Source organism: Rhodococcus sp. AH-ZY2 (assembly GCF_030916465.1).
Taxonomy (GTDB): domain Bacteria; phylum Actinomycetota; class Actinomycetes; order Mycobacteriales; family Mycobacteriaceae; genus Rhodococcus; species Rhodococcus ruber.
This window is the reverse complement of sequence record NZ_CP126458.1, coordinates 4530065-4553414: the sequence shown is the minus strand read 5'-3', so window position 1 is coordinate 4553414 and position 23350 is coordinate 4530065. Positions and strand designations below refer to the sequence as shown.

Below are 23350 nucleotides of genomic sequence, written 5' to 3'. Positions count from 1 at the left end.
CAATCAACGAAGAACTTATCGAGAACGAGGTGAACGAAATGCTGGGTCGTTACGAGGGACGTATCGCCGCGATCATCGGCGGCGGTTCGGGCATGGGCCGCGCGATCAGTCATCGCATCGCCCAGGAGGGCGGTCACGTGTACGTCGCCGACCTGTCCGAGGACGGGGCGGTCGCCGTCGCCGAGGAGATCCGGGCCGAGGGTGGTCAGGCCACTCCGATGCGGGTGGACGCGACGAACACCGCCGATCTCCGCTCGCTGTTCGGCAAGATCGACGCCGACCACGGCGTCCTGCACGCACTGCACGCCCAGGTCGGCATGCCCGGCCCCGGCGGCCTCGACGTGGACGACGCGCAGTGGGAGAAGAACATCGCGGTCAACGTCAAGAGCGCGTACTACTCCACGACGCTCGGGTTCGAGCTGCTGAAGAAGGCCGAAGGCAAGGGGTCGGTGACGCTCACGTCGTCGACGTCGGCGCTCATCGGTTCGCCCTTCAGCCCGATCTACTCGATGACGAAGGGCTCGCTCGTCCCGTTCGGCCGCTCCCTCGCCCTGCTCGGCGCGAAGGACGGCATCCGCGTCAACGTCATCTGCCCGGGACAGGTCGTCACCCCGATGCTCTCGCAGTTCTTCGGCCGCGAGCCCGGCGCCGACGTCTCGGCTCTGACCAAGGACTTCGTCGCCACCATCCCGCTGGGCCGGGGCGCGCAGCCGGAGGAGATCGCCTCGGTGATCGCCTTCCTCAACAGTGACGATGCCAGCTACATCACCGGCGTGACCATTCCGGTCGACGGCGGACTCACCGCTCAGTAACGACCACTTCGACCGGGAGGACAGGACCATGGTTCAGGTCGGCTTGCTGCTCAGCGACGTTCCGAAGTCGGTGAGCCCCGCACAGCAGTTCAAGGATGTACTGCGCATCGTCGATGCGGCGCAGGAGAACGGCTTCACATACATCGCGATCGGTCAGCACTTCCTCTACGGGGAACTGCGGTGGCTGCAGCCCGTGCCGCTGCTCGCCCGCCTCGCCGCGCACGTCGAGCCGAACGTCAAGCTCGTCACCCAGATCATGATCGCGCCGCTGTACCACCCGGTGATGCTGGCCGAGGAGATCGCCACGCTCGACGTGGTCACCGAGGGCCGGTTGATCTTCGGTGCCGGGCTCGGCTACCGGCCCGAGGAATTCGACTACCTCGGCATCCCGTTCAAGCAGCGCGCCGGGCGGTTCGACGAGTCGCTGCAGATCATGAAGAAGCTGTGGACGGAGGAAGAGGTCACCTTCCACGGCAAGTACTTCCAGCTCGAGGGCGTCAAGCCGCACCTGTTTCCGGTGCAGGATCCGCACCCGCCGATCTGGATCGGTGCGCACGCGATGGGCGGTGTCCGCCGTGCCGGCAAGTACGGTGACGCCTACGCGACACCGCCGGAAACCCCGAAAGAGGAAGTGCTCGAACGCTTCCGGGTCGTCCGTGATCTCTTCGCCGAACGCGGCAAGGAATTCGGTCCCCAGCCGCTGCGCCGCAACGTGCTCGTCGCCGACACCCGCGAGCAGGCGATGCAGGAATACGCCCGGGTGGCGCAGGGCCGTTACCTCACCTACGCGAACAAGGGCCTCGACGTCATGAAGGGCACCGACCTCGAGAACGAGTTCGCGAAGGCGGTGTCGAGCCACGCCGTCGTCGGTGACCCCGAGCAGGTCGTCGCGCAGCTGACCGACCTGGTGACCACCATGCCGGTCGACCCGCTGCTGATGCGTCCGCAGTGGCCGACGATGGACGCGGACGAGACCATCGCGGCCATCGCCCGGCTCGGCAAGGAAATCGTTCCGTCGATCACCGCGATCCCCGCGAACCGGGAGTTGTCCTGATGCAGACCTACACCGACCTGAAACCGACCTTCACCGATCCGGAGGACTGGACGCTGAACCACGTGCTGCGCACGTACGCTGCGTCCCAGCCGGATTCGGAGTTCCTCGTCACACCGGAGGAGAACCGGCGCTTCACCTACGCCGAGATGCTCTCCTCCGCCGAGCGGATCGCGAGCACCTGGTACCGCACCGGTGCGCAGCAGGGCGAGCGCGTCGTCATCATGGCGCAGAACTCGTCCGAGCTCGTGCGCTCCTGGTTCGCCACGGCCGTCGGCGCGCTCGTCGAGGTGCCGATCAACACCAACTACGAGGGCGAGTTCCTCCGTCACCAGGTGGTGACCGTCGAGCCGCGGTGGGCGGTGATCGACGACACCTACGCCGAACGCTTCGTGACGATCGCCGAGCATGCGCGCGGCATCGAGAAGTTCTGGGTGATCGACTCGGGCACCGAAAACCGGGACCGCGCAGTCGACCTGCTGCGCGCCCACGGGTGGGACGCCGAAGCGTGGGAGACGCTGGAATCGGGCGAGGTGCAGGAGCTTCCGCAGGCCCGGCCCCAGGATCTCGGGGCGATCTTCTTCACCTCCGGGACCACCGGCCCGTCCAAGGGCGTGGCCATGCCGAACTCGCAGTTGTACTTCTTCGCGCAGGAGGTGGTGTGCTTCACCCGGCTCACCCGGGAGGACACCTACCTCACCACCACCCCGCTGTTCCACGGCAACGCCCAGTTCATGGCGGTCTATCCCGCACTGGTGGCCGGCGCGCGGGCCGTGGTGCGACCGAAGTTCAGCGCGAGCCGCTGGATCGACCACGTGCGCGACGACGACGTCACCGTCACCAACTTCGTCGGGGTCATGATGGACTTCGCGTGGAAGCAGCCGCCGCGCGAGAACGACCTGGACAACCGCCTGCGCTGCGTCTACGCGGCGCCCACGGCATCCTCGATCGTCGACGACTTCAAGAAGCGCTACGGCATCGAGGCGTTCGTCGACGCGTTCGGGCTCACAGAGACCTGCGCACCGATCGTCGCGCCCTACGGGGTGCCCCGGCCGGCCGGCGCGGCGGGACTCGCCGCCTCGGAGTGGTTCGACATCCGCCTGGTCGCCCCGGAGACGGACCGCGAGGTCGAGGTCGGCCAGGTCGGTGAGCTGGTCGTGCGTCCGGTGCAGCCGTGGACGTGCAGCATGGGGTACTACAACATGCCCGAGAAGACGCTCGAGGCGTGGCGCAACCTGTGGTTCCACACCGGCGACGCCCTCAAGAAGGACGAGGACGGCTGGTTCTACTTCGTCGACCGCTACAAGGACGCGTTGCGCCGTCGCGGCGAGAACATCAGCTCCTACGAGATCGAGCAGGCGGTCCTCGGCCACCCGGCCGTCGTCGAGTGCGCGGTGATCGGTGTCCCCGCCGACGTCGAGGGCGGTGAGGACGAGGTCCTCGCGACGGTGGTAGGCACCGGTGACGTCGGCCCGGAGGAGATCCTGGCCTGGTGCGACGGCCGGATTCCGGCCTTCGCGATCCCGCGCTACCTTCGATTCGTCGGCGAACTGCCGAAGACGCCGTCGGAGAAGGTCCGCAAGGCGGTCCTGCGCGAGGAGGGCATCACCCCCGACACCTACGACCGCACCGCGGTCTCCGACAGCGACCGCACCGCGGTTCCTGCGGTCTGACGGCCGGGAAAGGCAACCGAGATGGACTACAGCAAGAACGAGACGCACGAGGAGATCCGGCGGGGGATCCGCGATCTGTGCAAGCGGTTCCCCGACGAGTACTGGGCCGAGCACGACGAGTCCCACGAGTTCCCGTGGGAGTTCTACAACACCATGGCCGAGGGCGGCTGGATGGGCCTGACCGTCCCGGAGGAGTACGGCGGCGGCGGCCTCGGCGTCACCGAGGCCGCGATCGTCGAGCGGGAGATCGCCGCGTCCGGCGCCGGCATGGGCGGGTGCAGCGCGGTGCACATCGGCATCTTCGGGTTCGAGCCGATCATCCACCACGGTTCCGAGGAGATGAAGCGCAAGTACCTGCCGCGCGTCGTCACCGGTGAGCTGCACACCTCGTTCGCCGTCACCGAGCCGGACGCCGGCACGGACACCACCAACATCCGCACCTTCGCCAAGAAGGTCGACGGCGGGTGGCTGGTGTCCGGCAAGAAGGTGTGGATCACCAAGGCGCAGGAGGCCGAGCGCATGCTCCTGCTGTGCCGCACCAGCCCCCGCGACGAGAACGCCAAGCGCACCGCCGGCATGACGCTGATGTTCGCGGAGATGGACCGCAGCAAGGTGCAGATCCGGCCGATCCCCAAGATGGGCCGCAACGCCGTCGACACCAACGAACTGTTCATCGACGAGCTGTTCGTCGCCGACGAGGACGTCGTCGGCGAGGTCGGGCACGGCTTCCGCACGATCCTCGGCGGCCTCAACGCCGAGCGGGTCATCTCCGCGAACGCCGCGCTCGGAATCGGTGAGGCGGCGTTGCGCCGCGGCGTCGACTACGCCAAGCAGCGCGAGGTCTTCGGCCGTCCCATCGGTCAGAACCAGGGCATCGCGTTCCAGCTCGCCGAGGCGCGCATCCGGCTCGACGCCGCCGAAGCGGTCCTGGACAAGGCGACGTGGATGGTCGACCAGGGACTGCCGTGCGGCCGCGAGGCGAACGCGGCGAAGTTCCTGTGCGCCGAGGCCGGCTTCTACGCCGCGGACGTGGCCCTGCAGACCCACGGTGGCTTCGGGTACGGCAAGGAGTTCCACGTCGAGCGGTACTTCCGGGAGGCCCGCCTCATGCGGATCGCGCCGATCAGCCAGGAGATGGTCCTCAACTACACGGCCGAGCACGTGCTGGGCCTGCCGCGAAGCTACTAGGAGGGCGACGTGCAGCCGTATCGTTCGATCCTGTTCGTCCCGGGGCACCGCCCGAAGTGGGTGGACAAGGCGATCGCCGCCGGCGCCGACTGCGTGGTGCTCGACCTCGAGGACTCGGTGCCCGCCGCGGAGAAGGCGGCGGCCCGCGCGACCGTCGCCGAATCCATCGCCCGCGTGCGTGAAACGAACCGGGAAGTCGGGTTGTTCGTGCGGGTCAACCCGCTCGCCACCCGGCTGACCGGCGCCGATCTCGAGGCGGTCGTGGTGCCCGGACTGACCGGAATCTTCGCCCCCAAGATCGAGCAGGCCACCGACGTCCTGCGCTACGACGCCCTGCTCGACCACTTCGAGCTGCGAAACGGCGTCGACGGGCTCGAGTACATCGTCCCGGTCGAGACGGTGCGCGCCATCCACAACTGCCTCGAGGTGGCCACCGCGTCGCCGCGCGTCGGGGCGATGATCGGTCCGTCCGCCGAGCACGCCGACATCGCCCGCGAGGTCGGCTACGAGTGGACCCCGGAGGGGCACGAGACGCTCTACCTGCGCAGCCGGGTGCTGCTGGCCTGCCGGGAGGCCGGCATCCACGCCCTGACCGGCCTGTGGGAGGATCTCGAGAACCTGGACGGGCTGCGCGAGTTCGCGGTGCGCGGCCGCCAGCTCGGGTTCCGCGGGATGATCGCCATCCACCCCTCCCACGTGGCCACCGTCAACGACGTGTTCAGCCCGTCGGAGCAGGATCTGGAGTTCTACCGCGGACTCGCCGAGGCCTACGAGAAGGCGGAGGCGGAGGGCGTCGGCGCGCTGCGGTACCGCGGCCTGCACATCGACAAGGCCCACTACGACAAGGCAATTCAATGGCTCGACCGAGCCGAGGCGATCCTACGGAGAGGTGAACGGTGATGCGCGGTCTGTACTTCGAGGAGTTCGAGGTCGGGAAGCACTACAAGCACTCGATGACCCGCACCGTCACCGAGATGGACAACGTGATGTTCACCTCGCTGACGATGAACATCCAGCCGCTGCACCTCGACGAGGAGTTCTGCAAGACGACGATCCACAAGCAGCGGGTGGTGAACAGCCTGTTCACCGTCGCGCTCATCGGCGCGTTCCACGTTCCCGAGCTGACCATGGGGACCACCCTCGGGAACCTCGGCTACGACAAGGTCAAGTTCCCGAATCCGGTCTTCCACGGCGACACCCTGCGCGCCGAGACCACCATCCTGAAGAAGCGTGAATCCGAGAGCCGCACCGACAGCGGCATCGTGTGGTTCGAACACCGCGGCTTCAACCAGCGCGACGAACTCGTCTGCCTGCTCGAGCGCGTCGGCCTGATGGCCAAGCGCCCCACCACCGAGGAAGGTGCCTGAGATGACTGCAGCGCCCGAAACCGAATTCCCCTTGAAGGACTGGGTTCCCGAGACCCGGACCCTGCTGATCGGCGACCGGGAGGTCGAGCCCGCCGGTGAGACGTGGGACGTCTACAACCCGGCCACCGAGGAGGTCATCGCCACCGTCGGCGGCGCCTCCACCGACCAGGTCGACGACGCCGTCGCCGCGGCCCGCGCCGCCTTCCCGGCGTGGTCGGCCCTGAGCGGCGAGGAGCGCTCCCGCCACATCCACCGCTTCGCCGACGTGCTCGAGAAGGCCGCCGACCGGCTGCTGCCCTCGATCGTCAACGAGGTCGGCACGCCGGTCTCGCTCGCCGAGTACCTGCAGGTCAAGATGGCCGTCGACGAGCACCTGCGGTGGGCGGCCGAGGCGGCGAAGACCGACCGCACCGTCCATCTCGGCGAGTACGACAAGCCGGTGCCGACGATGAGCGACGTCGTGTACGAGCCGGTGGGTGTCGTCGCCGCGATCACCGGCTACAACTACCCGCTGAACCTGGCCATCTTCAAGTTCGGCGCAGCGCTCGCCGCCGGCTGCACCGTGGTGCTGCTGCCGTCCCCGCGTACCCCGCTGACCACCCTGTTCCTGGGCGATCTCATCCGCGAGGCCGGCCTGCCGCCGGGCGTGATGAACGTCGTCATCGGCGGCGCGGACGTCGGACAGCGGCTGTCCTCGCATCCCGGCGTGGACCGGGTGTCCTTCACCGGTTCCGACGGGGTGGGCGCCAAGATCATGGAGCAGGCCGCGGCGAACCTGGCCGGGGTGACCCTCGAGCTCGGCGGCAAGTCGCCGAACATCGTGCTGCCCGGTGTCGACGTGCAGAAGATCGCCGTCGAGATGCACCTGCGCTGGTCCCGCAACGGCGGGCAGGGCTGCGCGGCCCTCGCCCGGCTGCTGGTGCACGACTCGGTCTACGACGAGTTCCTCGAGGCCGGTGCGTCGGCTTTCGACCAGATGGTCGTCGGCGACCCCTGGGACCGTGCGACGAACATCGGCCCGATGATCCGGCCCGACCACCAGAACCGCGTGCAGGGCTTCATCGACGGCGCGGCGGCCGAGGGCGGCAAGAAGCTGCTCGAGGTGACCAAGCCGCTGCCGGAGAAGGGCTGGTTCGTCAATCCGGTTCTGCTCGGCAACCTTCCGCACAACGCGCGTGCGGTGCAGGAGGAGATCTTCGGCCCCGTCGCGGTGATCCTGCCGTTCAAGGACACCGAGGAGGCCATCCGCCTCGCCAACGACACCCCCTTCGGTCTCGCCGCGAACGTCTGGTGCGACGACCCGGTCGAGGCGCGCCGCGTGGCCGAGAAGATCCGGGCCGGAACGGTGTGGATCAACGGCGGTGGCGCCATGCGCCCGGACGCCCCGTTCGGCGGCTACGGACGCTCGGGCGTCGGCCGTGAACTCGGCGAGTGGGGGATGCGCGAGTACCTCGAGGTCAAGCACATCCAGTGGCGGATCTGATTCGCCGGCAGGGCATTCGGCAGTATCGCATTCGGCCGGGCCGAATCGGACGACAAGGCTAGGAGAGACGACGATGAACGCATCCGCTGCGGGCCCGCTCGCGGGCGTCAAGGTGCTCGAACTCGGCACCATGTATGCCGCCCCCACCGCGGGGCGCATGCTCCGCGACTTCGGTGCCGAGGTGGTCAAGGTCGAGGATCCGACGACCGGCGACTTCGCACGCCAGTGGGTTCCGCAGAAGGAGGGGCTGTCGCTGGGCTTCTCCCGGCTCAACGCCGGCAAGAAGTCCCTCGGCATCGACCTGCGTTCGCCGGAAGGCCGCGACCTGGTGCGCCGGCTCGCGGCCGAGGTCGACGTCGTCGTCGAGTCGTTCCGTCCCGGCCGGCTCGAGGAGTGGGGCCTGGGCTACGACGTGCTGAGCGCGGACAATCCGGGGTTGGTGCTGGCCCGGGTGTCCGGGTTCGGGCAGACCGGGCCCAACCGGAGCCTGCCGGGCTTCGGCACCGTCGCCGAGACGGCCAGCGGGTTCGCCCACGTCAACGGCTGGCCGGACTCTCCGCCGACCTCCCCGCCGTTCGGGTTCGCCGATTCCATCGCCGGGCTGTCCGCCGCGATGGGCGTGGCAATGTCGCTGTACAAGCGGGAACGCACCGGGCAGGGCGACGTCGTGGACGTCGCGCTGTACGAGCCGCTGATGTTCATCATCGGCGACATGTTCCTGCGCTACACCGCGCTCGGGGAGATCCAGCAGCGCATCGGCAACGCGACCGGTGCGGCGTCGCCACGCGGCATCTACGAGGCCCAGGACGGGCGCTTCCTGTCCATCGCGGCGTCCAACCAGGGCATCGCCAAGCGGCTGTTCGCCGCGATGGGACGGCCCGAGATCATCGAGGATCCCCGCTACGCCACCAACGCCGCGCGTCTCGAGCACAACGACGAGGTGCAGGCGATGGTGAAGGAATGGGTCGGCTCGATGCCGCGGGCGAGCGTGCTCGAGACCCTGGAGAAGTTCGAGGTCGTCAGCGCGCCGGTGAACGATGCCGCGGACGTCGTCGCCGACCCGCACTTCCAGGAACGCACCCTCGTCGAGATCACGGGCAACGAGATCATGAAGGGCGTGCTGATGCCGGGACCGGTGCTGCACCTCGGCAGCTACGACGGCCCCGACTACGACGGGGTGCCCACCATCGGCGAGCACACCGCCGAGGTGCTCTCGGACCGGCTGGGGCTCACCGGGGACCAGCTTACGGCGCTCGCCGAGGCGGGCGTGATCGGCAAGTCCTGACAGTCGCACGGGCCGCAGTCCGAGAATCGATGCGGTGAACCGGAATCCGCCCACGACACGGCGTGCGCGGATTCCGGTCGTGCGCACATTTCCGTGGTTCGCCGACGCACGCGACGAGACGAGGTAGCAATGCATCTGAGTATCGGTTCGGGGTCGGCGTACGCCAACGACCGCCTCGAGACGGCGGCCGCCATGGCCGACAGCGGCCGGGTGCAGTACATGGGTTTCGACTGCCTGGCCGAACGCACGATGGCGCTGGCCCAGATCCGCCGCCTGCGCGATCCGTCGACCGGCCAGGACGAGCGCATCTCCGCCCTGGTGCCGATCCTGCGCCGATTCCTCGCATCGGGAGGCCGCGTCGTCGGCAACTTCGGTGCCGCCAATCCCGACGCCGCCGCAGCCGAATTCGCCGAGAACCTCCGCGCCCTGGGGCTCGGGGGAACCCGGATCGGCATCATCCGCGGCGACGACGTGCGGGCGGCCGTCACGGAAGCCGACGTCGCGCTCCCCGAACTCGGCACCACCACCCGGGCCGTCGCCGACCGGATCGTCTCCGCCAACGCCTACATCGGGGCCGACCCCATCGTCGACTGCCTCCAGCAGGACGCCCAGATCGTGCTCGGCGGTCGGATCGCCGACCCGTCCCTGTTCGTCGGGCCGATCTGCCACGAGCTGGGATGGTCGCTCGACGACTGGGACCGCGTCGGCACCGCGACCCTCGCCGGGCACCTGCTCGAGTGCGGCGTCCACAGCACCGGCGGCAACTTCGAGGACCCGCCCTACCGGGTCGTCCCCGACCCCCACAACCTGAGCTTCCCCCTCGCCGAGATCGACGACGACGAGCTGATCGTCACCAAGCTCGACGGCACCGGCGGCGCCGTCGACCTGCGCACCACCCGCACCCAGCTCTACTACGAGATCCACGATCCCGCTCGCTATCTCACGCCCGACGTGACCGCCGACTTCAGCGACGTCCGGATCGAACAGGCCGGGCCCGACCGGGTGCGCCTGTCCGGCGCCCGCGGCTCCGCCCGCCCCGACACCCTCAAGGTGCTCGTCGGCGTCGACCTCGGCTACAAGGCCGTCGCCGAGATCTCCTACGGCGGTCCGGGCTGCGTCGACCGCGCCCGGCGCGCCGAGGAGATCGTGCGCCGGCGCCTCGAACCGATCCGGGCGCAGATCGACGAACTGCGGATCGAACTGCACGGCGTCGACACCCTGTTCGGTGATCGCATCGCCGGCGGCGAGCCGGCCGAGGTCCGGCTGCGGCTCGCGGCCCGTGCGCTCGACCCCGACGTCGCCAAGGCCGCCGCGTACGAGGTCGAATACCTGTACTTCGGTCCCGCGGGCGGGGGTGGTGTGGTCACCTCGGTCGTCCCCGCCGTCGTCGTGACCCCCGCCCTGCTGCCCCGCAGCGATGTCCCCCTCTCCGTGGAGGTGACTACCGCATGAAACTTCGTGACGTCGCGTACAGCCGCTCCGGCGACAAGGGCGACACCAGCAACATCTGTGTGTTCCCGCACGACGACGCCGACTACGAGTGGCTCCGGTCGGTGCTCACCGAGGACGTCGTCGCGAAAGCCTTCGGCGATCTCGTCCAGGGCGAGGTAATCCGCTACGAGATCCCGGTGAACTGCTGCCTGAACTTCGTCCTCACCCGCGCGCTCGCGGGCGGCGTCTCCAAGTCCCTTCGGGTGGATCCGCACGGAAAGTCCTACCAGTCCCTGATTCTCGACATCGACGTACCCGGACGCGAGGAGAAGTGATGATCGACGATCTGTTCGCGCGGGTGGCCCAGGGTCCGTCCGTGCACGTCGGTGGCGGATGGGAGAGCGGGCGGGGTGAGACGTTCGACTCGATCGATCCCGCCACCGAGGAGGCGCTGGCCCGGTGGACCGGCGCCGACCGGGAACAGACCGAACGCGCGGTCACGGCCGCCCGGCACAGCTTCGACGCCGGGGAATGGCGGGCCGCGTCCCCGGACCAGCGCGCCAAGGTCCTGCGGCGGCTGGCCGAGCTGATCGACGAGCACGCCGATCAGCTCACCGGCCTGGTCGTGCGGGAGGTCGGATCACCCGTCGGTCTGGCCCGCACCCTGCAGGTCGCGCAACCGGCGATCAACTTCCGGTGGTTCGCCGACGCGGCGCTGCGCGGTCCCCGCGGCGGTTACCAGGAGCGGCTGCCCGGCATCCGCGGAGCGGTGTCGTCCGAGAGCCTGCTGCTGCGCGAACCGATCGGGGTGGTGTCGGCGATCGTCCCGTACAACTACCCGCTGAACATGATCTCGTGGAAGGTGGCACCCGCGCTCGCCGCCGGCTGCAGCGTCGTGCTGCTGCCCTCGCCGCGGGGCACGCTGTCCGCGCTGGCCTTCATGCATCTCGCCGCCGAGGCCGGCCTGCCGCCGGGTGTGCTGAATCTGGTGCCGGGCGGGGCGGACGTGGGCGAAGTGCTCACCAGGCACCCCGGCGTCGACATGGTGAGCTTCACCGGATCCTCCGCCGTCGGCGCGACCGTGATGGCACAGGCCGCGGCCACGCACAAGAAGGTCGTCCTCGAGCTCGGCGGCAAGTCCCCCAACATCCTGCTCCCGTCGGCGGACCTGTCCGCCGCCGTGGGGCCGTCGATCCTGCGGTTCTGCCGCAACGCGGGCCAGGGCTGCGGTGCCACCACCCGGATCCTCGTACCACACGACCGGATCGACGAATTCCTGGATCTGGCCGCCGGTTTCATCGAGGAGAACGTGCCGACCGGCGACCCGTGGGACGAGCGCACCGAGGTGGGTCCGCTGATCTCCGCCGAGCATCTCGCCCGCGTGCTCGGCTGCCTCGACCGCACCGTCGCCGCCGGCGGCCGCGTCGCGGTCAGTGGCGAGCGACCGGTGGGCAAGGGCTGGTTCCTGCCGCCCACTCTGGTGACGGGCGTGGACAATTCCGCCGAGATCTCCCGGGAGGAATTGTTCGCCCCCGTCGCGGTGGTCCTGCCGTACCGGGACGTCGAGGAGGCCGTGGCCATCGCCAACGACTCACCGTACGGGCTCAACGCGAGCGTCTTCGGTGATCACGCGGAGGCGGTGGCCGTGGCTCAGCGCCTCGACACCGGCACCGTCGCGATCAACGGCGGCGGCCCGATGCGGGCCGACGTGCCGTGGGGCGGATCGAAGCGCAGCGGTACCGGCGTCGAGATGGGTGAGGACGGATTCCTCGAGTTCTTCCGCGTCAAGCACCTGAACTGGCAGGTGCCGGCATGACGTCCGAAGCCCCGACGCCCCCGCGGGCTCTCGCATACCCGATCCTCGACCGCCCGGCGACGGATCGCGCGCTCGGTGCGTACACCGGCGACCGCACGGTGCCGTGGCTGCTCGACCGGTGGCGCACCGACCGGCCGGACAAGACCTTCCTCGTCTGGGAGCCGCATACCGGCGCCGGGGCACAGCGCTGGACCTACGCGGAATTCGGCGCCGCAGTCGATCGGCTCGCGGCTGGACTGCAGGCCCGCGGCATCGCACCCGGCGACCGTGTGGTGCTGCTGATGGACAACTGCCCCGACTTCCTCGTCGGATGGGCAGCGATCGTGTCGGCCGGCGCGGTCGCGGTGTGTCTCAACACCCGCAGCAGCGCCGACGAACTCGCCTACTACGACCGGCACTGTGCGCCTCGCGCCGCGCTGGCCGGAACCGGTCTGGCGGAGATCGCTCGGGACGCCATGCCCGGGCTCGAGTGGATCGCCGCGTCCGGCGGCACCGACAGCCTCGTCGTCCCGCCCGTGGCGTCCCCGGCGCCGACCGGAACGACCTGCGCTCTGGGCGAGCTGAGCGGAACCGGCGTGGCGCCGGCACCGGTGTCCGTCGATCCGCTCGCGCCCGCGAGCATCCAGTACACCTCCGGGACGACGGCGCGACCGAAGGCCGTGGTCTGGACGCACGCCAACTGCCTGTGGGCCGCCCAGGTCAATTCCGCGCACGCCGGTCTGCGTGGGACCGACGTCGGGCTGATCACCCTGCCGCTGTTCCACACCAACGCCCTGGGGTACTCCTTCCTGGGACTGCTGTGGGTCGGCGCCACCGCGGTGCTGACGCCGAAGTTCTCCGCGTCCCGCTTCTGGGACGTCTCGCTCCGGCACCGGTGCACGTGGGCGTCGGTGGTGTCGTTCATGCTCCGCGCCCTGGCCGGCGCGCCGGTCCCGCCCGACCACACCTACCGGCACTGGTCGGGCAGCGCGGCCCAGCGGCCGGTGAGCGGCAGGATCCGCACGACGGGCTGGTTCGGCATGACGGAAACCGTCTCGCACCCCGTCGTCAGCGAACTGGCCCATCCCGACCCCGACGGGACGATGGGACGTGCGGCACCCGAGTACGCCGTCGCCGTCGTCGGCGCCGACGGTCGTCCCGTGGAGCCGGGCACGGTGGGGGAGCTGTGGGTGCGGGGTACGCCGGGGGTGTCCCTGTTCGCCGGCTATCTCCACGACGACGACGCCACGCGCGCGGCCTTCACCGCCGACGGATGGTTCCGCACCGGCGACCGGGTGCGCCAGGACCGGTCCGGTCAGTACTGGTTCGTCGAGCGATCCAAGGACATGCTCAAGGTCGGTGGGGAGAACGTCGCCGCCGCCGAGGTCGAACGCGTGGTCGCCACCGTGCCGGGGGTCCGGGAGGTCGCCGTCGTGGCGAAACCCGACCGCATGCTCGGCGACGTCCCGGTCGCGTTCGTGATCGCGGACGGCGCCGCGCCCGGCGACCTGCCCGCCGAGATCGACCGGGTGTGTGCCGAACTGCTGTCCGACTTCAAACGGCCACGTCAGATCCATCTGGTGCCGGAGTTCCCGCGCGCCACCCTGAACAAGGTCGCCAAGGCGAAGCTGCGGCACTGGCTCCTCGAGCCGCCTGCGGAAGCGAGGAAGACATGGACCTGGGTGTGATCCTCGGCGACGTGCACACCACGCTGTCGCCGCGCGAACACCTCGACGGACTGCTGCGACAGGTCGAGGCGGCGCAACGCAACGGTGTGCGCTACATCGTGATGGGCCACCACTACATCTACGGCAATCTGCGCTGGCTGCAGCCGATCCCCACGCTCGCCCGGATCGCGGCCGAACTGGACCCCGGCGTGAAGATCGGGACGATGGTGGTGCAGGTGCCGCTGTTCCATCCGGTCGCACTCGCCGAGGAACTCGCCACCCTCGACATCCTCACCCGCGGCAATCTCATCGTCGGTGCCGGCGCGGGGTATCGGCGTGAGGAGTTCACCGCCTTCGGTGTCGACTTCGATCAGCGGTTCGCGATGATGGACGAGGCGCTGCAGATCGTGCGGATGATGTGGACGCAGGACGAGGTCGACTTCCACGGCAGGTTCTGGCGTCTCGACGGCGTGAAGACCCACATCCGCCCCTGGCAGGACCCGCATCCGCCGATCTGGATCGGTGCGCTGCGGGATTCGGGTGTCCGGCGGTCCGCACGGCTGGGGGACGCGTGGCCGGTGACACCGGAGACACCGACCGAGGACATGCATCGCATGTTCGGCGTGTACGCGGCGGCCCGGCGCAGGCACGGGCGACCGCCGGTCGCGCGGCATCCGCTGCGCCGCGAGATCGTTCCCGGCGCCACCACCGAAGACGCGTTCCGGCGCTTCGAATTCATGGCACGGGACCGCCTCCTGGCCTACGCCCAGCGCGAACTGGCCACGCGCGATGCCACCGCCCTCACCGACAGGTTCCGGCAGGTCGCCGCGAAGGAGGCGATCATCGGTACCGCCGACGACTGCCTCGACCAGTTGCGCACCCTCGCGGCGCAGGTGCCCGTCGACCCGGTGATCGTCCGGGCCCAGTGGCCCGACATGACGGCCGACGACGTCGTCGCGTACCTCGACGATCTCGGCCGGGACATCGTTCCCGGCATGCGGGAGATCGTGCCGGTCGACGCCCGCGCCGTGGTGGACCACTCGGAGATCCCGTACCCCGGCCCGACAGGAGCGCCCCGATGACGGTCGACGACCGAAGCGCCGAACGACATTGTCCCGTGGTCGACTTCGACCACAATTCGGCGTCGCACGCCGAGGACACGGTCGGCTCCTACCGGCGGTTGCGGGAAGCGGGACCGGTGATCCGGTCCACCCGGCACGGGGGCTTCTGGGTACTCACCGACTACGAGGGCGTCTTCGAGGCCGCCCGCGAGGACCAGGTCTTCTCGTCCGCGCGGTGCCCCTACGGTGGCGAGGGCCTGGCCACCGTCATCCCCAAGACGCCGGTGAACCACCACATCCCCGTCGAACTCGACCCTCCGGAACATCGGAAGTACCGCAAGCTGATCAACCCGCTCACCGCCCCGGCAGCGGTCGAGCACCTGCGGCCGGTGATCGAGAAGTACACGACGCGGTTCCTCGACGACGTGATCGAGGACGGCGAGTGCGACTTCGCGACGGTCATCGGTGTTCCCGCGGTGGTGACGATCGACTGGCTCGGTCTGCCTCCCGAGGACTGGGAACGGTACGCGCACGCGCATCACGCCGCGCTGTCCGACCGACCCGGAACGCCGGAGTTCGAGCACGCGATCGCCGTCGAGTTCCCTTGGATGGAGGAACAATTGCGTGCCGCGATCGCCGAGCGGCGCACGTCTCCGCGGGAGGACGTGCTCAGTCGTCTCGTGGACTCGGAGGTGGACGGCCGGCCGGTCACGGACGACGAGGTCTTCGCCATCGCCGAACTGCTCGTCTCCGGCGGCGTGGGCACCACCGCCTCCCTCGTCAGCCAGACGCTCATGTACCTCGACCGTCATCACGACCTGCGCCGCACCCTGGCCTCGCATCCGGAGAAGCTGCCGCGCGCGATCGAGGAATTCCTGCGGGTCTTCTCGCCCACACAGGCGCTGGCCCGCACCGTCACCCGGGACGTGGAGTTCCGCGGGCACGACTTCCGCACGGGCGACCGCGTGCTCCTCGGCTGGGCGTCGGCGAATCGCGACCCGAAGGCGTTCGAGGACCCGGACACCGTGGACATCGAGCGGTGGCCGAATCGGCACACGGCGTTCGGGATGGGTGTGCACCGATGCGCGGGCGCACACATCGCCCGTGCCCTGTCGCTCGAGCTGCTCGGTCAGATCCTGAGCCGCATGCCGGACTACGAGATCCTGCACGACGAGGTCGTGCCGTTCCCGCATCAGGCGGTCAATCCGGGGTGGAAGCGCATCCCCGCGCGCTTCACGCCGGGCCGGCGCCGCGGAGCCCGTGCTGCGGGCGATCTGCGAAATCCCCACTGAACGACGGCCGTACGGCGCGTGTCCGTCGGCCGGAACGGTCGCTCCGGCCGGCATGCTTCCCGGGTTCTGCCGTTGACTCACCGGGGTGTGATGTGAGCATAATCATATGCACAGATTTCTTCCGCTGCTGTCTTCGCGCAGTTCCCGGCGCGGTGCGCCACCGGCGATCGACGCCGGTACGTCACGACCACCCCGTCCGGGACGCGAACCGAACACCGAAAGGCTTACACCGTGGGATTCGACGGCATGGTTGCATTCGTCACCGGTGCGGCGAGAGGGCAGGGACGCAACCACGCGGTGCGCCTCGCCCGGGAGGGCGCCGACATCATCGCACTCGACCTGTGCGCGCCGGTGCAGGGTGCCCCGTACGACATGGCCACCCGGGCGGACCTCGACGAGACGGTCCGGCTGGTGCAGGCCGAGGGGAGGCAGATCGTCGCCGCCGAAGCGGACGTGCGGGATTCGGCAGCGGTCGCAAAGGCCCTGGCGGCGGGCGTCGAACGGTTCGGCCGCCTCGACGTCGTCGTCGCCAACGCGGGGATCGCCGGCAGCTATCCGGTCGAGGATCTCACCGACGACATCTGGCGCGACATGATCGACATCAACCTCACCGGCGTGTGGAACACGGTGAAGGCCTCCGTCCCGCACCTGCGGGCGGGCGGCCGCGGCGGCAGCATCGTGCTGATCAGTTCCATCGCGGGACTCAAGGGGCTGCCGAACAACGCCCACAATGCCGCTGCCAAGCACGGCGTGTTGGGCGTGATGCGCAGCCTCGCCAACGAACTCGGGTCCGAGGGCATCCGCGTCAACGCGGTCCTGCCGACCAACGTGGAGACCCGGATGCTGCTCAACGACGCGATCTACAAGCTGTTCCTGCCGGACGAGGCACAGCCCACCCGCGAGCAGGTCGAACCCCTGCTGCACGGCATGCACGCCCTCGACGTCCCGTTCGTGCAGCCCGACGACGTCAGCAACGCCGTCCTGTTCCTCGCCGGATCCCAGTCCCGCTACGTCACCGGCATCACGATGCCGATCGACGCCGGCGCGTTGGTGAAGTAGTGCCGGGCCCCGACATGCCCTCAGCGACGGGAGGATTCGACATGCGCGATACCCGGGACCGCCACCCGCGACGGACGGCGGACGTCCTCGAGATCCGCGAACTGGCCACACGGTACGCCCTGGCCGTCGACGACCACGACATGGCGACGCTGGCCGCCCTGTACACGCCCGAGGCAGCATTCTGCGGCCTGACCGAGACGCTGCGCGGACGGGACGCGATCGTCGCCTACGTGCGGACCGCGCTCGACGGCTACGACGGCGTCAGCGTGCACACCCCGCACCCCGGCACGGTGGATTTCACCGGCGAGGACACGGCACGCGGCATCGTGCCCTGCCACGTCGAGTTCGCCCGGGCGGGCGTGCAGAGCATCCTCGCCCTCCGGTACCACGACCGCTACGTCCGGCAGGACGGCCGCTGGTACTTCGGTGAACGCCGGCTCGAGGTCCGGTACGCGACACCGACCACCGACTACGGGACGGTTCTCACCGCTGCGACAGCACCCGAGCCCTCGCGTCCCACCACGCAGGACGGACAGCGTCGACCGAGTCCGTCCGCCGTCGTCGACTGAACCACCCGAGAGAGGGATTGCGATGCAACACAACGAAGAAACGGCCGAGTACGACGTCGTCGTGCTCGGCAGCGGAGCCGCCGGACTGTGCGCCGCGCTGTCGGCTGCCCGGAGCGGCGCCCGGGTGGGCGTGTTCGAGAAGGGCGAACTGCTCGGCGGCACCACGTGCTTGTCGAGCGCCGTGGCGTGGCTGCCGAACAACCGGTACGCGCGGGAGGCGGGAATCGCCGACTCGCGTGAGGGGGCCCTCGCCTACCTCGAGTCGTTGTCGCACGGGATGATCCTGCCCGAACTCGCCGAGGCGTTCGTCGACACGGTTCCCGAACTGCTGGAGTGGCTCGACACCACCCCGCTGAAGATGCGCCTCGTCGCCGGGTACCCCGACTACCACCCCGAGCGGCCGGGTGGCATGCCGCACGGCGGACGCTCGCTCGAACCGGAGTTGTTCAGCTTCATCGACCTCGGGCGGTGGGAGGACAAGCTCGTCGGGGTCCCGCGGCGTATGACGGTCACGGAGACCCCCATCGGCGGTGGCACCGGCCACCTTCCGGCCGACGTGCAGGAGCAGCGCGAGCGCGACCACGTGGAGGGTCTCGGCCGTGGCATGGTCGCGGCCCTGCTCCAGGGCTGTCTCGACGAGGGCGTGGCGGTGCACACCGGCGAGCGCGGCGTGCGGCTGATCCAGGACGAGGCCGGCCGCGTCACGGGTGTGCGGTTCGAGGGGCGGGGCGGCCCGCACGACGTGCTCGCCGAGCACGGCATCGTCCTTGCCACCGGCGGCTTCGAATGGGACGAGCGTTTGCGGCGCGACTTCCTGCGGGGGCCGCTGGCGCACCCGGCCACGGTCCCCACGAGCACGGGGGACGGTCTGCGCATGGCGATGCGTGTCGGCGCGCAGCTCGGCAACATGCGCGAGGCATGGTGGGCGCCGGTCGCGGTGCTGCCCGGGCAGCGGGCGAACGGCGCGCAGGCGGTCCAGCTCGTACACCGGGAACGGACTGCGCCGCATTCGATCATGGTGAACCGGCACGGACGCCGGTTCACCAACGAGGGAACCAACTACAACGCCCTCGGCGGTGCGTTCCATCATCTCGACGCACACGACTTCGACTACCCGAACCAGCCCTGCTGGCTGATCTTCGACGCCGACCATGTCGAGAAGTACGGAGCGTTCGGGGCTGCGCCGGGTACGGAAGCACCGGAGTGGGTGGTGCGTGCGGACACCCTCGCCGATCTCGCGCGGCAGATCGAGGTCCCCGCGGCCGCGCTCGAGTCGACGGTGGCCCACTGGAACGAGGACGTGCGACGGGGTCACGACAGCGAATACCACCGCGGCGAGAGCGTGTACGACGGCTTCGTCGGTGACAAGACCAAGTACCCGGGCGTGGAATCCACCCTGGGGCCTGTCGCGCGGGCGCCCTTCCACGCGGTGCAGATCCACAGCAGCACGCTCGGCACGAAGGGCGGCCCGCGCACCGACGCGGACGGCGCGGTCCTCGACGTCGACGATCGCGTCATCCCCGGGCTGTTCGCCGCGGGCAACGTCATGGCGGCCCCCACCGGGATGGTCTACGGCGGAGCCGGCGGAACGCTCGGTCCGGCACTGGTGTTCGGCTACCGAGCGGGCCGGGCCGCGGCGCGGGCGGCCGGATCCCCGTCCGAACCCGGCGGTGTCCTGAGGGAGCCGACGACGGTGTGACATTCGGCGGGCGGACCCCGCCGAACACCCGCGCAGTTCCCGGTCAGACGCGACAGCAATTGCTGTTGCGTCTGACTGTTGTGCGCGCGGGTCCGGAACGTGTTCCGGCGCGGGACGTAGGTGTCCGACCACCGGGGATCTTCGGACCTTGTGGGCGCGCTAGCTAATAATGATGATAAGCATTAAGGTGCTCTTCGTCACAGTTCGAGCAGAAGAGGAGATCGGAAATGGGTCGAGTAACCGGGAAGGTCGCGCTGGTCACGGGCGCCGCACGGGGACAGGGACGTTCGAATGCCGTCCGCCTCGCGGAGGAGGGCGCCGACGTCGTGATCCTCGACTCCTGCAAGGACATCGACACGGTCGCGTATCCGCTTGCCACCACCGACGACCTCGCCGAGACCCACCGGCTCGTCGAGGCTGCGGGCCGTCGCTGCCTGTCCCGGGTCGTCGACGTGCGCGACCAGGCGGCCCTCGACCTGCTCGTCTCCGACGCCGTCGACGAGTTCGGGCACATCGACATCGTCTGCGCCAACGCCGGCATCGTGAGCTTCACCCCCACCTGGCACCTCAGTGACGAGGAGTGGCAGAACGTCATCGACGTCAACCTCACCGGGGTCTTCCGCACCGTGCGGGCCGTCGTCCCCCGCATGATCGAACAGGGCACCGGCGGCGCGATCGTGCTCACCAGCTCCGTCGCGGCGATCCGGGCGAGCCGCAATCTGGGGCACTACGCCGCCAGCAAGGGCGGGGTGGTCAGCCTCATGCGCAGCCTCTCCAACGAACTGGGCGAACACGGTATCCGGGTCAACACCCTCAATCCGGGCACCGTCCGCACGGAGATGATCGAGAACGACGCCATGTACCGGATCTACCGTCCCGACCTCGAATCGCCCACGCAGGCGGACATCGTCGACCACTGCCGTCGGCGCAACGAGCTCGACGTCCCCTGGGTCGAGCCCGTCGACATCAGCAACGCGCTGGTCTGGCTGGCCTCGGACGAGGCCCGCTACGTGACCGGTGTGGTGCTGCCCATCGACGCCGGACTGCTCGCCAAGACCTAGAACCCCGGCTCGCCGCCGAATCCCGACTCGGAAGGAACGCACGATGGAAAGCCCCGCCCGCTGCCCGGTCGTCCACTTCGACCACAACTCGCCCGAACACTCGGCCGACCCGGCCGAGTCGTACCGGAAGATCCGGGAAACCGTCAAGATCGGCTGGACTCCCGCCCACGGCGGCTACTGGGTGCTCTCCGACTACAGCTCGGTCTTCGACGCCGCACGCGACGACGAGACGTTCTCCTCGGCTCGCAGCGAGTACGGCGGCGAGGGACTGTCCGTGGTGATCCCGAAAACCCGGCACCACGATCACATTCCGATCGAGCTCGATCCGCCGGAGTTCCGCAAGTACCGCAGGATCGTCAACCCGGTCAGCGCGCCGGCCGCCGTCGAGAAGATGAAGCCCACGATCGACCGGCACGTCGCGGGCTTCATCGACAGCGTGATCGAGAGCGGCGAGTGCGACCTGACGTCGGTCATCGGGGTGCCCTCCATCGTCACGGTCGAGTGGCTCGGCCTCGACGTCTCGGAGTGGCGCCGCTATTCCAACGCCCACTTCCAGGTGCTCGCCGGGATCCCCGGTACCCCCGAGCACACCCGCGCGGTCGAGGTCGACTTCCCGTACCTCGCCGGCCGCATCGAGCAGACCATCGCCGAACGGCGCGCGGCCCCGAAGGACGACATCATCAGCTACCTCGTCCAGCAGGAGGTCGACGGCAGCCCGATGAACGATCACGACGTGTTCGCGATCGTCGACCTGCTCATCTCCGGTGGCGTCGGCACCACGGCCTCCCTGGTGAGCAACTCGCTGGTCTGGCTCAGCCGCCACAAGGACGTGCGGCAGCGCCTGGCCGACCATCCCGATCTCCTCGATCATGCCATCGAGGAGTTCCTGCGGTACTTCTCGCCGACTCAGGCCCTTGCCCGCACCGTGACACACGACGTCGAGTTCCACGGCTGCCCCATGCGCAAGGGCGACCGGGTGCTGCTGTCCTGGGCTTCCGCCAATCGGGACACGGAGCTGTTCGACAAGCCCGACGAGATCGACATCGAGCGCTGGCCCAACCGGCACACCGCCTTCGGTATCGGTGTGCACCGCTGTGCCGGTTCGCATCTCGGCCGGTACATGTCGCACGCGCTGATCAGCCAGGTGCTCGAACGGATGCCGGACTACGAGGTCGACTACGACGCGCTGCAGCCCTACCCACGGCAGGGCGTGAACACCGGCTACCAGCGCATCCCGGCCACCTTCACGCCGGGCCGACGGGTTCTGACGGACTACACGCTGCAGTAACGGCTTTCGTCGACGCGGCAGTGCCGACTCTTGCCGACGCGGCAGTGCCGACTCTTGCCGACGCGGCAGTGCCGACTTTTGCCGACGCGGCAGTGCCGACTTTTGCCGACGCGGCAGTGCCGGCCGTCCGCGCATGCGGATCCCATACGCGGACGGCCGGCGATCCGGCGGGATGTCAGCCGAGCTTCCCGGTCGGTTCGAACTTCACGCGGAGCTCCGGGATGCTGCGCGTGTACAGGCCCTCCTCGTGCGGGACGAAGCCGTCCTGGTACTCGATCGAGTCCATCGTGTCGAGCACGAGGTTCAGCGCGATGGTCATCTCCGTCTTCGCGAGCATCGAACCCACGCAGAAGTGCCGGCCGAGAATGAACTGCACGTGGTTGGCCGCGCCGCTGAAGGCCCGATCGACGTTGAGATCGGTGCGGAAGATGTCGAACTCGTCCGGATTCGAGAAGTGGCGCTCGTCGCGGTTGGCGGCCGCGAGCATCATGATGCACGTCGCCCCCGCGGGAATGGTCGAGTCCTCGATCTGCACCTCGTCCTCGGTCTGGCGCATGATCATGTGGACGGGTCCGGAATAGCGCAGCGTCTCGGCGATGACGCGGTCGGCGAGACTGCGGTCCTCGCGGACGACCCGCATCTGGTCGGGGTGGTCGATGAGATTGCGGATCATGCTGGCGATGGCCTTGTCCGTCGTCTCACCACCGGCGACGAGGAGCAGGCTGACGAAGGCCTTGATCTCCTCGTCGGACATCTGCTCACCGTCGACTTCCGCGCGGCACAGGCGGGAGAGCAGGTCGTCGCCGTCGCCGGAGCGTCGTTCGCGGATGATCGGCAGCATGTACTCGCGCAGCTCGACGTGGGTGCGTTCGGCGGCGGCGTTGATCTCGGGGTCTCCGGCCAGGTTGTTGAGGTAGGCCATGATCGAGAAGTACCAGGTGCGGAACCGCTCGTGATCGCTCTTGGGTAGGCCGAGCATGTCGACCATCACGTTGATGGGGAACCGGCTGGTGAACTGGGAGACGAGTTCGGCCTCGCCCTGTCCGGCCACCTCGCCGAGCAGCTCGCCGGCGTTGCGGGCGACGATGCCGCCGATCAGGTCGGCCGCGTTGTGCGTGATGGCCGGCATGAACTTCTCGAGTCCGTTGCCGCGGAAGAACGGGTTGAGCAGCGCGCGGTGCGTGGAGTGCTCGCGACCTTCCATCTGCAGAATGGTGCGCCCGTGGATGGGCTCGAGCTGCCATTCGTAGTTGCGGCTGGAGAACTTCGGGCTGCGGAAGGCCTCGGCGCAGTCGGCGTACCGGCTGATGAGGTAGCTCTCCGTGGCTTCGTGGCGCAGGGCGGGGTAGTGGTCGCGCAGTACGCGGTGGAACGGGTAGGGATCGGTGAGGAACTCGGGGGAGAGGATGTCGGGGACGGTGGGGCGGGGTTCGACTGCGGTCACTCTGGAATCTCCTGATCGTCGAATCGAGGGGTCGAGCAGGATCGGTGCCGGCAGGCACCGGTCGGGGTCGTGCCGCTCCGCCGAGGGTCTGGGGCCGGAGATGGTAAGTGATCCGGATCACTAAG

General features: G+C 69.2%; 20 protein-coding genes. 19 read left to right on the top strand and 1 reads right to left on the bottom strand.

The window, feature by feature from the left end; all coding sequences use genetic code 11:
* Positions 1–38: 38 nt before the first annotated feature.
* The 19 genes from QNA09_RS21890 to QNA09_RS21800 all read left to right on the top strand — a co-directional run bounded on the left by QNA09_RS21890 (position 39) and on the right by QNA09_RS21800 (position 21781).
* Positions 39–812, top strand: coding sequence for an SDR family NAD(P)-dependent oxidoreductase (locus tag QNA09_RS21890; RefSeq protein ID WP_228287231.1), 774 nt, complete (start codon positions 39–41; stop codon positions 810–812).
* 28 nt (positions 813–840) lie between these two features.
* Complete coding sequence (locus QNA09_RS21885; RefSeq protein WP_003938470.1) at positions 841–1866, top strand: LLM class flavin-dependent oxidoreductase; 1026 nt, start codon at positions 841–843, stop codon at positions 1864–1866.
* Entirely contained in the window at positions 1866–3536 is a 1671-nt protein-coding gene (locus QNA09_RS21880; RefSeq protein ID WP_308072085.1) for an AMP-binding protein, read from the top strand. The genes QNA09_RS21885 and QNA09_RS21880 overlap by 1 nt, the downstream gene beginning before the upstream one ends.
* Positions 3537–3557: 21 nt before the next feature.
* Entirely contained in the window at positions 3558–4724 is a 1167-nt protein-coding gene (locus tag QNA09_RS21875; protein WP_308072084.1) for an acyl-CoA dehydrogenase family protein, read from the top strand.
* A 9-nt stretch (positions 4725–4733) separates the two neighbouring features.
* A complete protein-coding gene (locus QNA09_RS21870) occupies positions 4734–5624 on the top strand; it encodes a CoA ester lyase (RefSeq protein WP_308072083.1) in 891 nt (296 codons plus the stop codon).
* A complete protein-coding gene (locus QNA09_RS21865) occupies positions 5624–6091 on the top strand; it encodes a MaoC family dehydratase (RefSeq protein ID WP_003938466.1) in 468 nt (155 codons plus the stop codon). Before QNA09_RS21870 ends, QNA09_RS21865 begins: the two co-directional genes overlap by 1 nt.
* Position 6092: 1 nt before the next feature.
* Complete coding sequence (locus QNA09_RS21860; RefSeq protein ID WP_054374249.1) at positions 6093–7574, top strand: aldehyde dehydrogenase family protein; 1482 nt, start codon at positions 6093–6095, stop codon at positions 7572–7574.
* 73 nt (positions 7575–7647) lie between these two features.
* A complete protein-coding gene (locus QNA09_RS21855) occupies positions 7648–8859 on the top strand; it encodes a CoA transferase (RefSeq protein ID WP_308072082.1) in 1212 nt (403 codons plus the stop codon).
* Positions 8860–8988: 129 nt separating this feature from the next.
* A complete protein-coding gene (locus QNA09_RS21850; protein WP_010594030.1) occupies positions 8989–10311 on the top strand; it encodes an acyclic terpene utilization AtuA family protein in 1323 nt (440 codons plus the stop codon).
* Positions 10308–10625 carry a hypothetical protein gene (locus QNA09_RS21845; RefSeq protein WP_010594029.1) on the top strand — a complete coding sequence of 106 codons (318 nt, stop codon included), beginning with the start codon at positions 10308–10310 and terminating at the stop codon, positions 10623–10625. The genes QNA09_RS21850 and QNA09_RS21845 overlap by 4 nt, the downstream gene beginning before the upstream one ends.
* Positions 10625–12106, top strand: a complete 1482-nt coding sequence (locus tag QNA09_RS21840; protein ID WP_308072081.1) for an aldehyde dehydrogenase family protein — start codon at positions 10625–10627, stop codon at positions 12104–12106. The genes QNA09_RS21845 and QNA09_RS21840 overlap by 1 nt, the downstream gene beginning before the upstream one ends.
* Positions 12103–13773, top strand: a complete 1671-nt coding sequence (locus QNA09_RS21835) for an AMP-binding protein (RefSeq protein ID WP_010594027.1) — start codon at positions 12103–12105, stop codon at positions 13771–13773. Before QNA09_RS21840 ends, QNA09_RS21835 begins: the two co-directional genes overlap by 4 nt.
* Complete coding sequence (locus tag QNA09_RS21830; RefSeq protein ID WP_010594026.1) at positions 13758–14834, top strand: LLM class flavin-dependent oxidoreductase; 1077 nt, start codon at positions 13758–13760, stop codon at positions 14832–14834. The genes QNA09_RS21835 and QNA09_RS21830 overlap by 16 nt, the downstream gene beginning before the upstream one ends.
* Positions 14831–16105, top strand: a complete 1275-nt coding sequence (locus QNA09_RS21825) for a cytochrome P450 (RefSeq protein ID WP_237211249.1) — start codon at positions 14831–14833, stop codon at positions 16103–16105. The genes QNA09_RS21830 and QNA09_RS21825 overlap by 4 nt, the downstream gene beginning before the upstream one ends.
* Positions 16106–16336: 231 nt before the next feature.
* Complete coding sequence (locus QNA09_RS21820; RefSeq protein WP_308072080.1) at positions 16337–17164, top strand: mycofactocin-coupled SDR family oxidoreductase; 828 nt, start codon at positions 16337–16339, stop codon at positions 17162–17164.
* 41 nt (positions 17165–17205) lie between these two features.
* Entirely contained in the window at positions 17206–17733 is a 528-nt protein-coding gene (locus tag QNA09_RS21815; protein WP_048771434.1) for a nuclear transport factor 2 family protein, read from the top strand.
* A 22-nt stretch (positions 17734–17755) separates the two neighbouring features.
* Entirely contained in the window at positions 17756–19432 is a 1677-nt protein-coding gene (locus tag QNA09_RS21810) for an FAD-dependent oxidoreductase (protein WP_308072079.1), read from the top strand.
* A 227-nt stretch (positions 19433–19659) separates the two neighbouring features.
* Positions 19660–20493, top strand: a complete 834-nt coding sequence (locus tag QNA09_RS21805; RefSeq protein WP_308072078.1) for a mycofactocin-coupled SDR family oxidoreductase — start codon at positions 19660–19662, stop codon at positions 20491–20493.
* 43 nt (positions 20494–20536) lie between these two features.
* Positions 20537–21781, top strand: a complete 1245-nt coding sequence (locus QNA09_RS21800) for a cytochrome P450 (RefSeq protein WP_308072077.1) — start codon at positions 20537–20539, stop codon at positions 21779–21781.
* 175 nt (positions 21782–21956) lie between these two features.
* Here the strand turns inward: QNA09_RS21800 and QNA09_RS21795 are convergent, their stop codons facing one another.
* Positions 21957–23225 (bottom strand): cytochrome P450, encoded by a 1269-nt coding sequence (locus QNA09_RS21795; RefSeq protein ID WP_308072076.1) that lies wholly within the window; start codon positions 23223–23225, stop codon positions 21957–21959.
* Between the last annotated feature and the right edge of the window lie 125 nt (positions 23226–23350).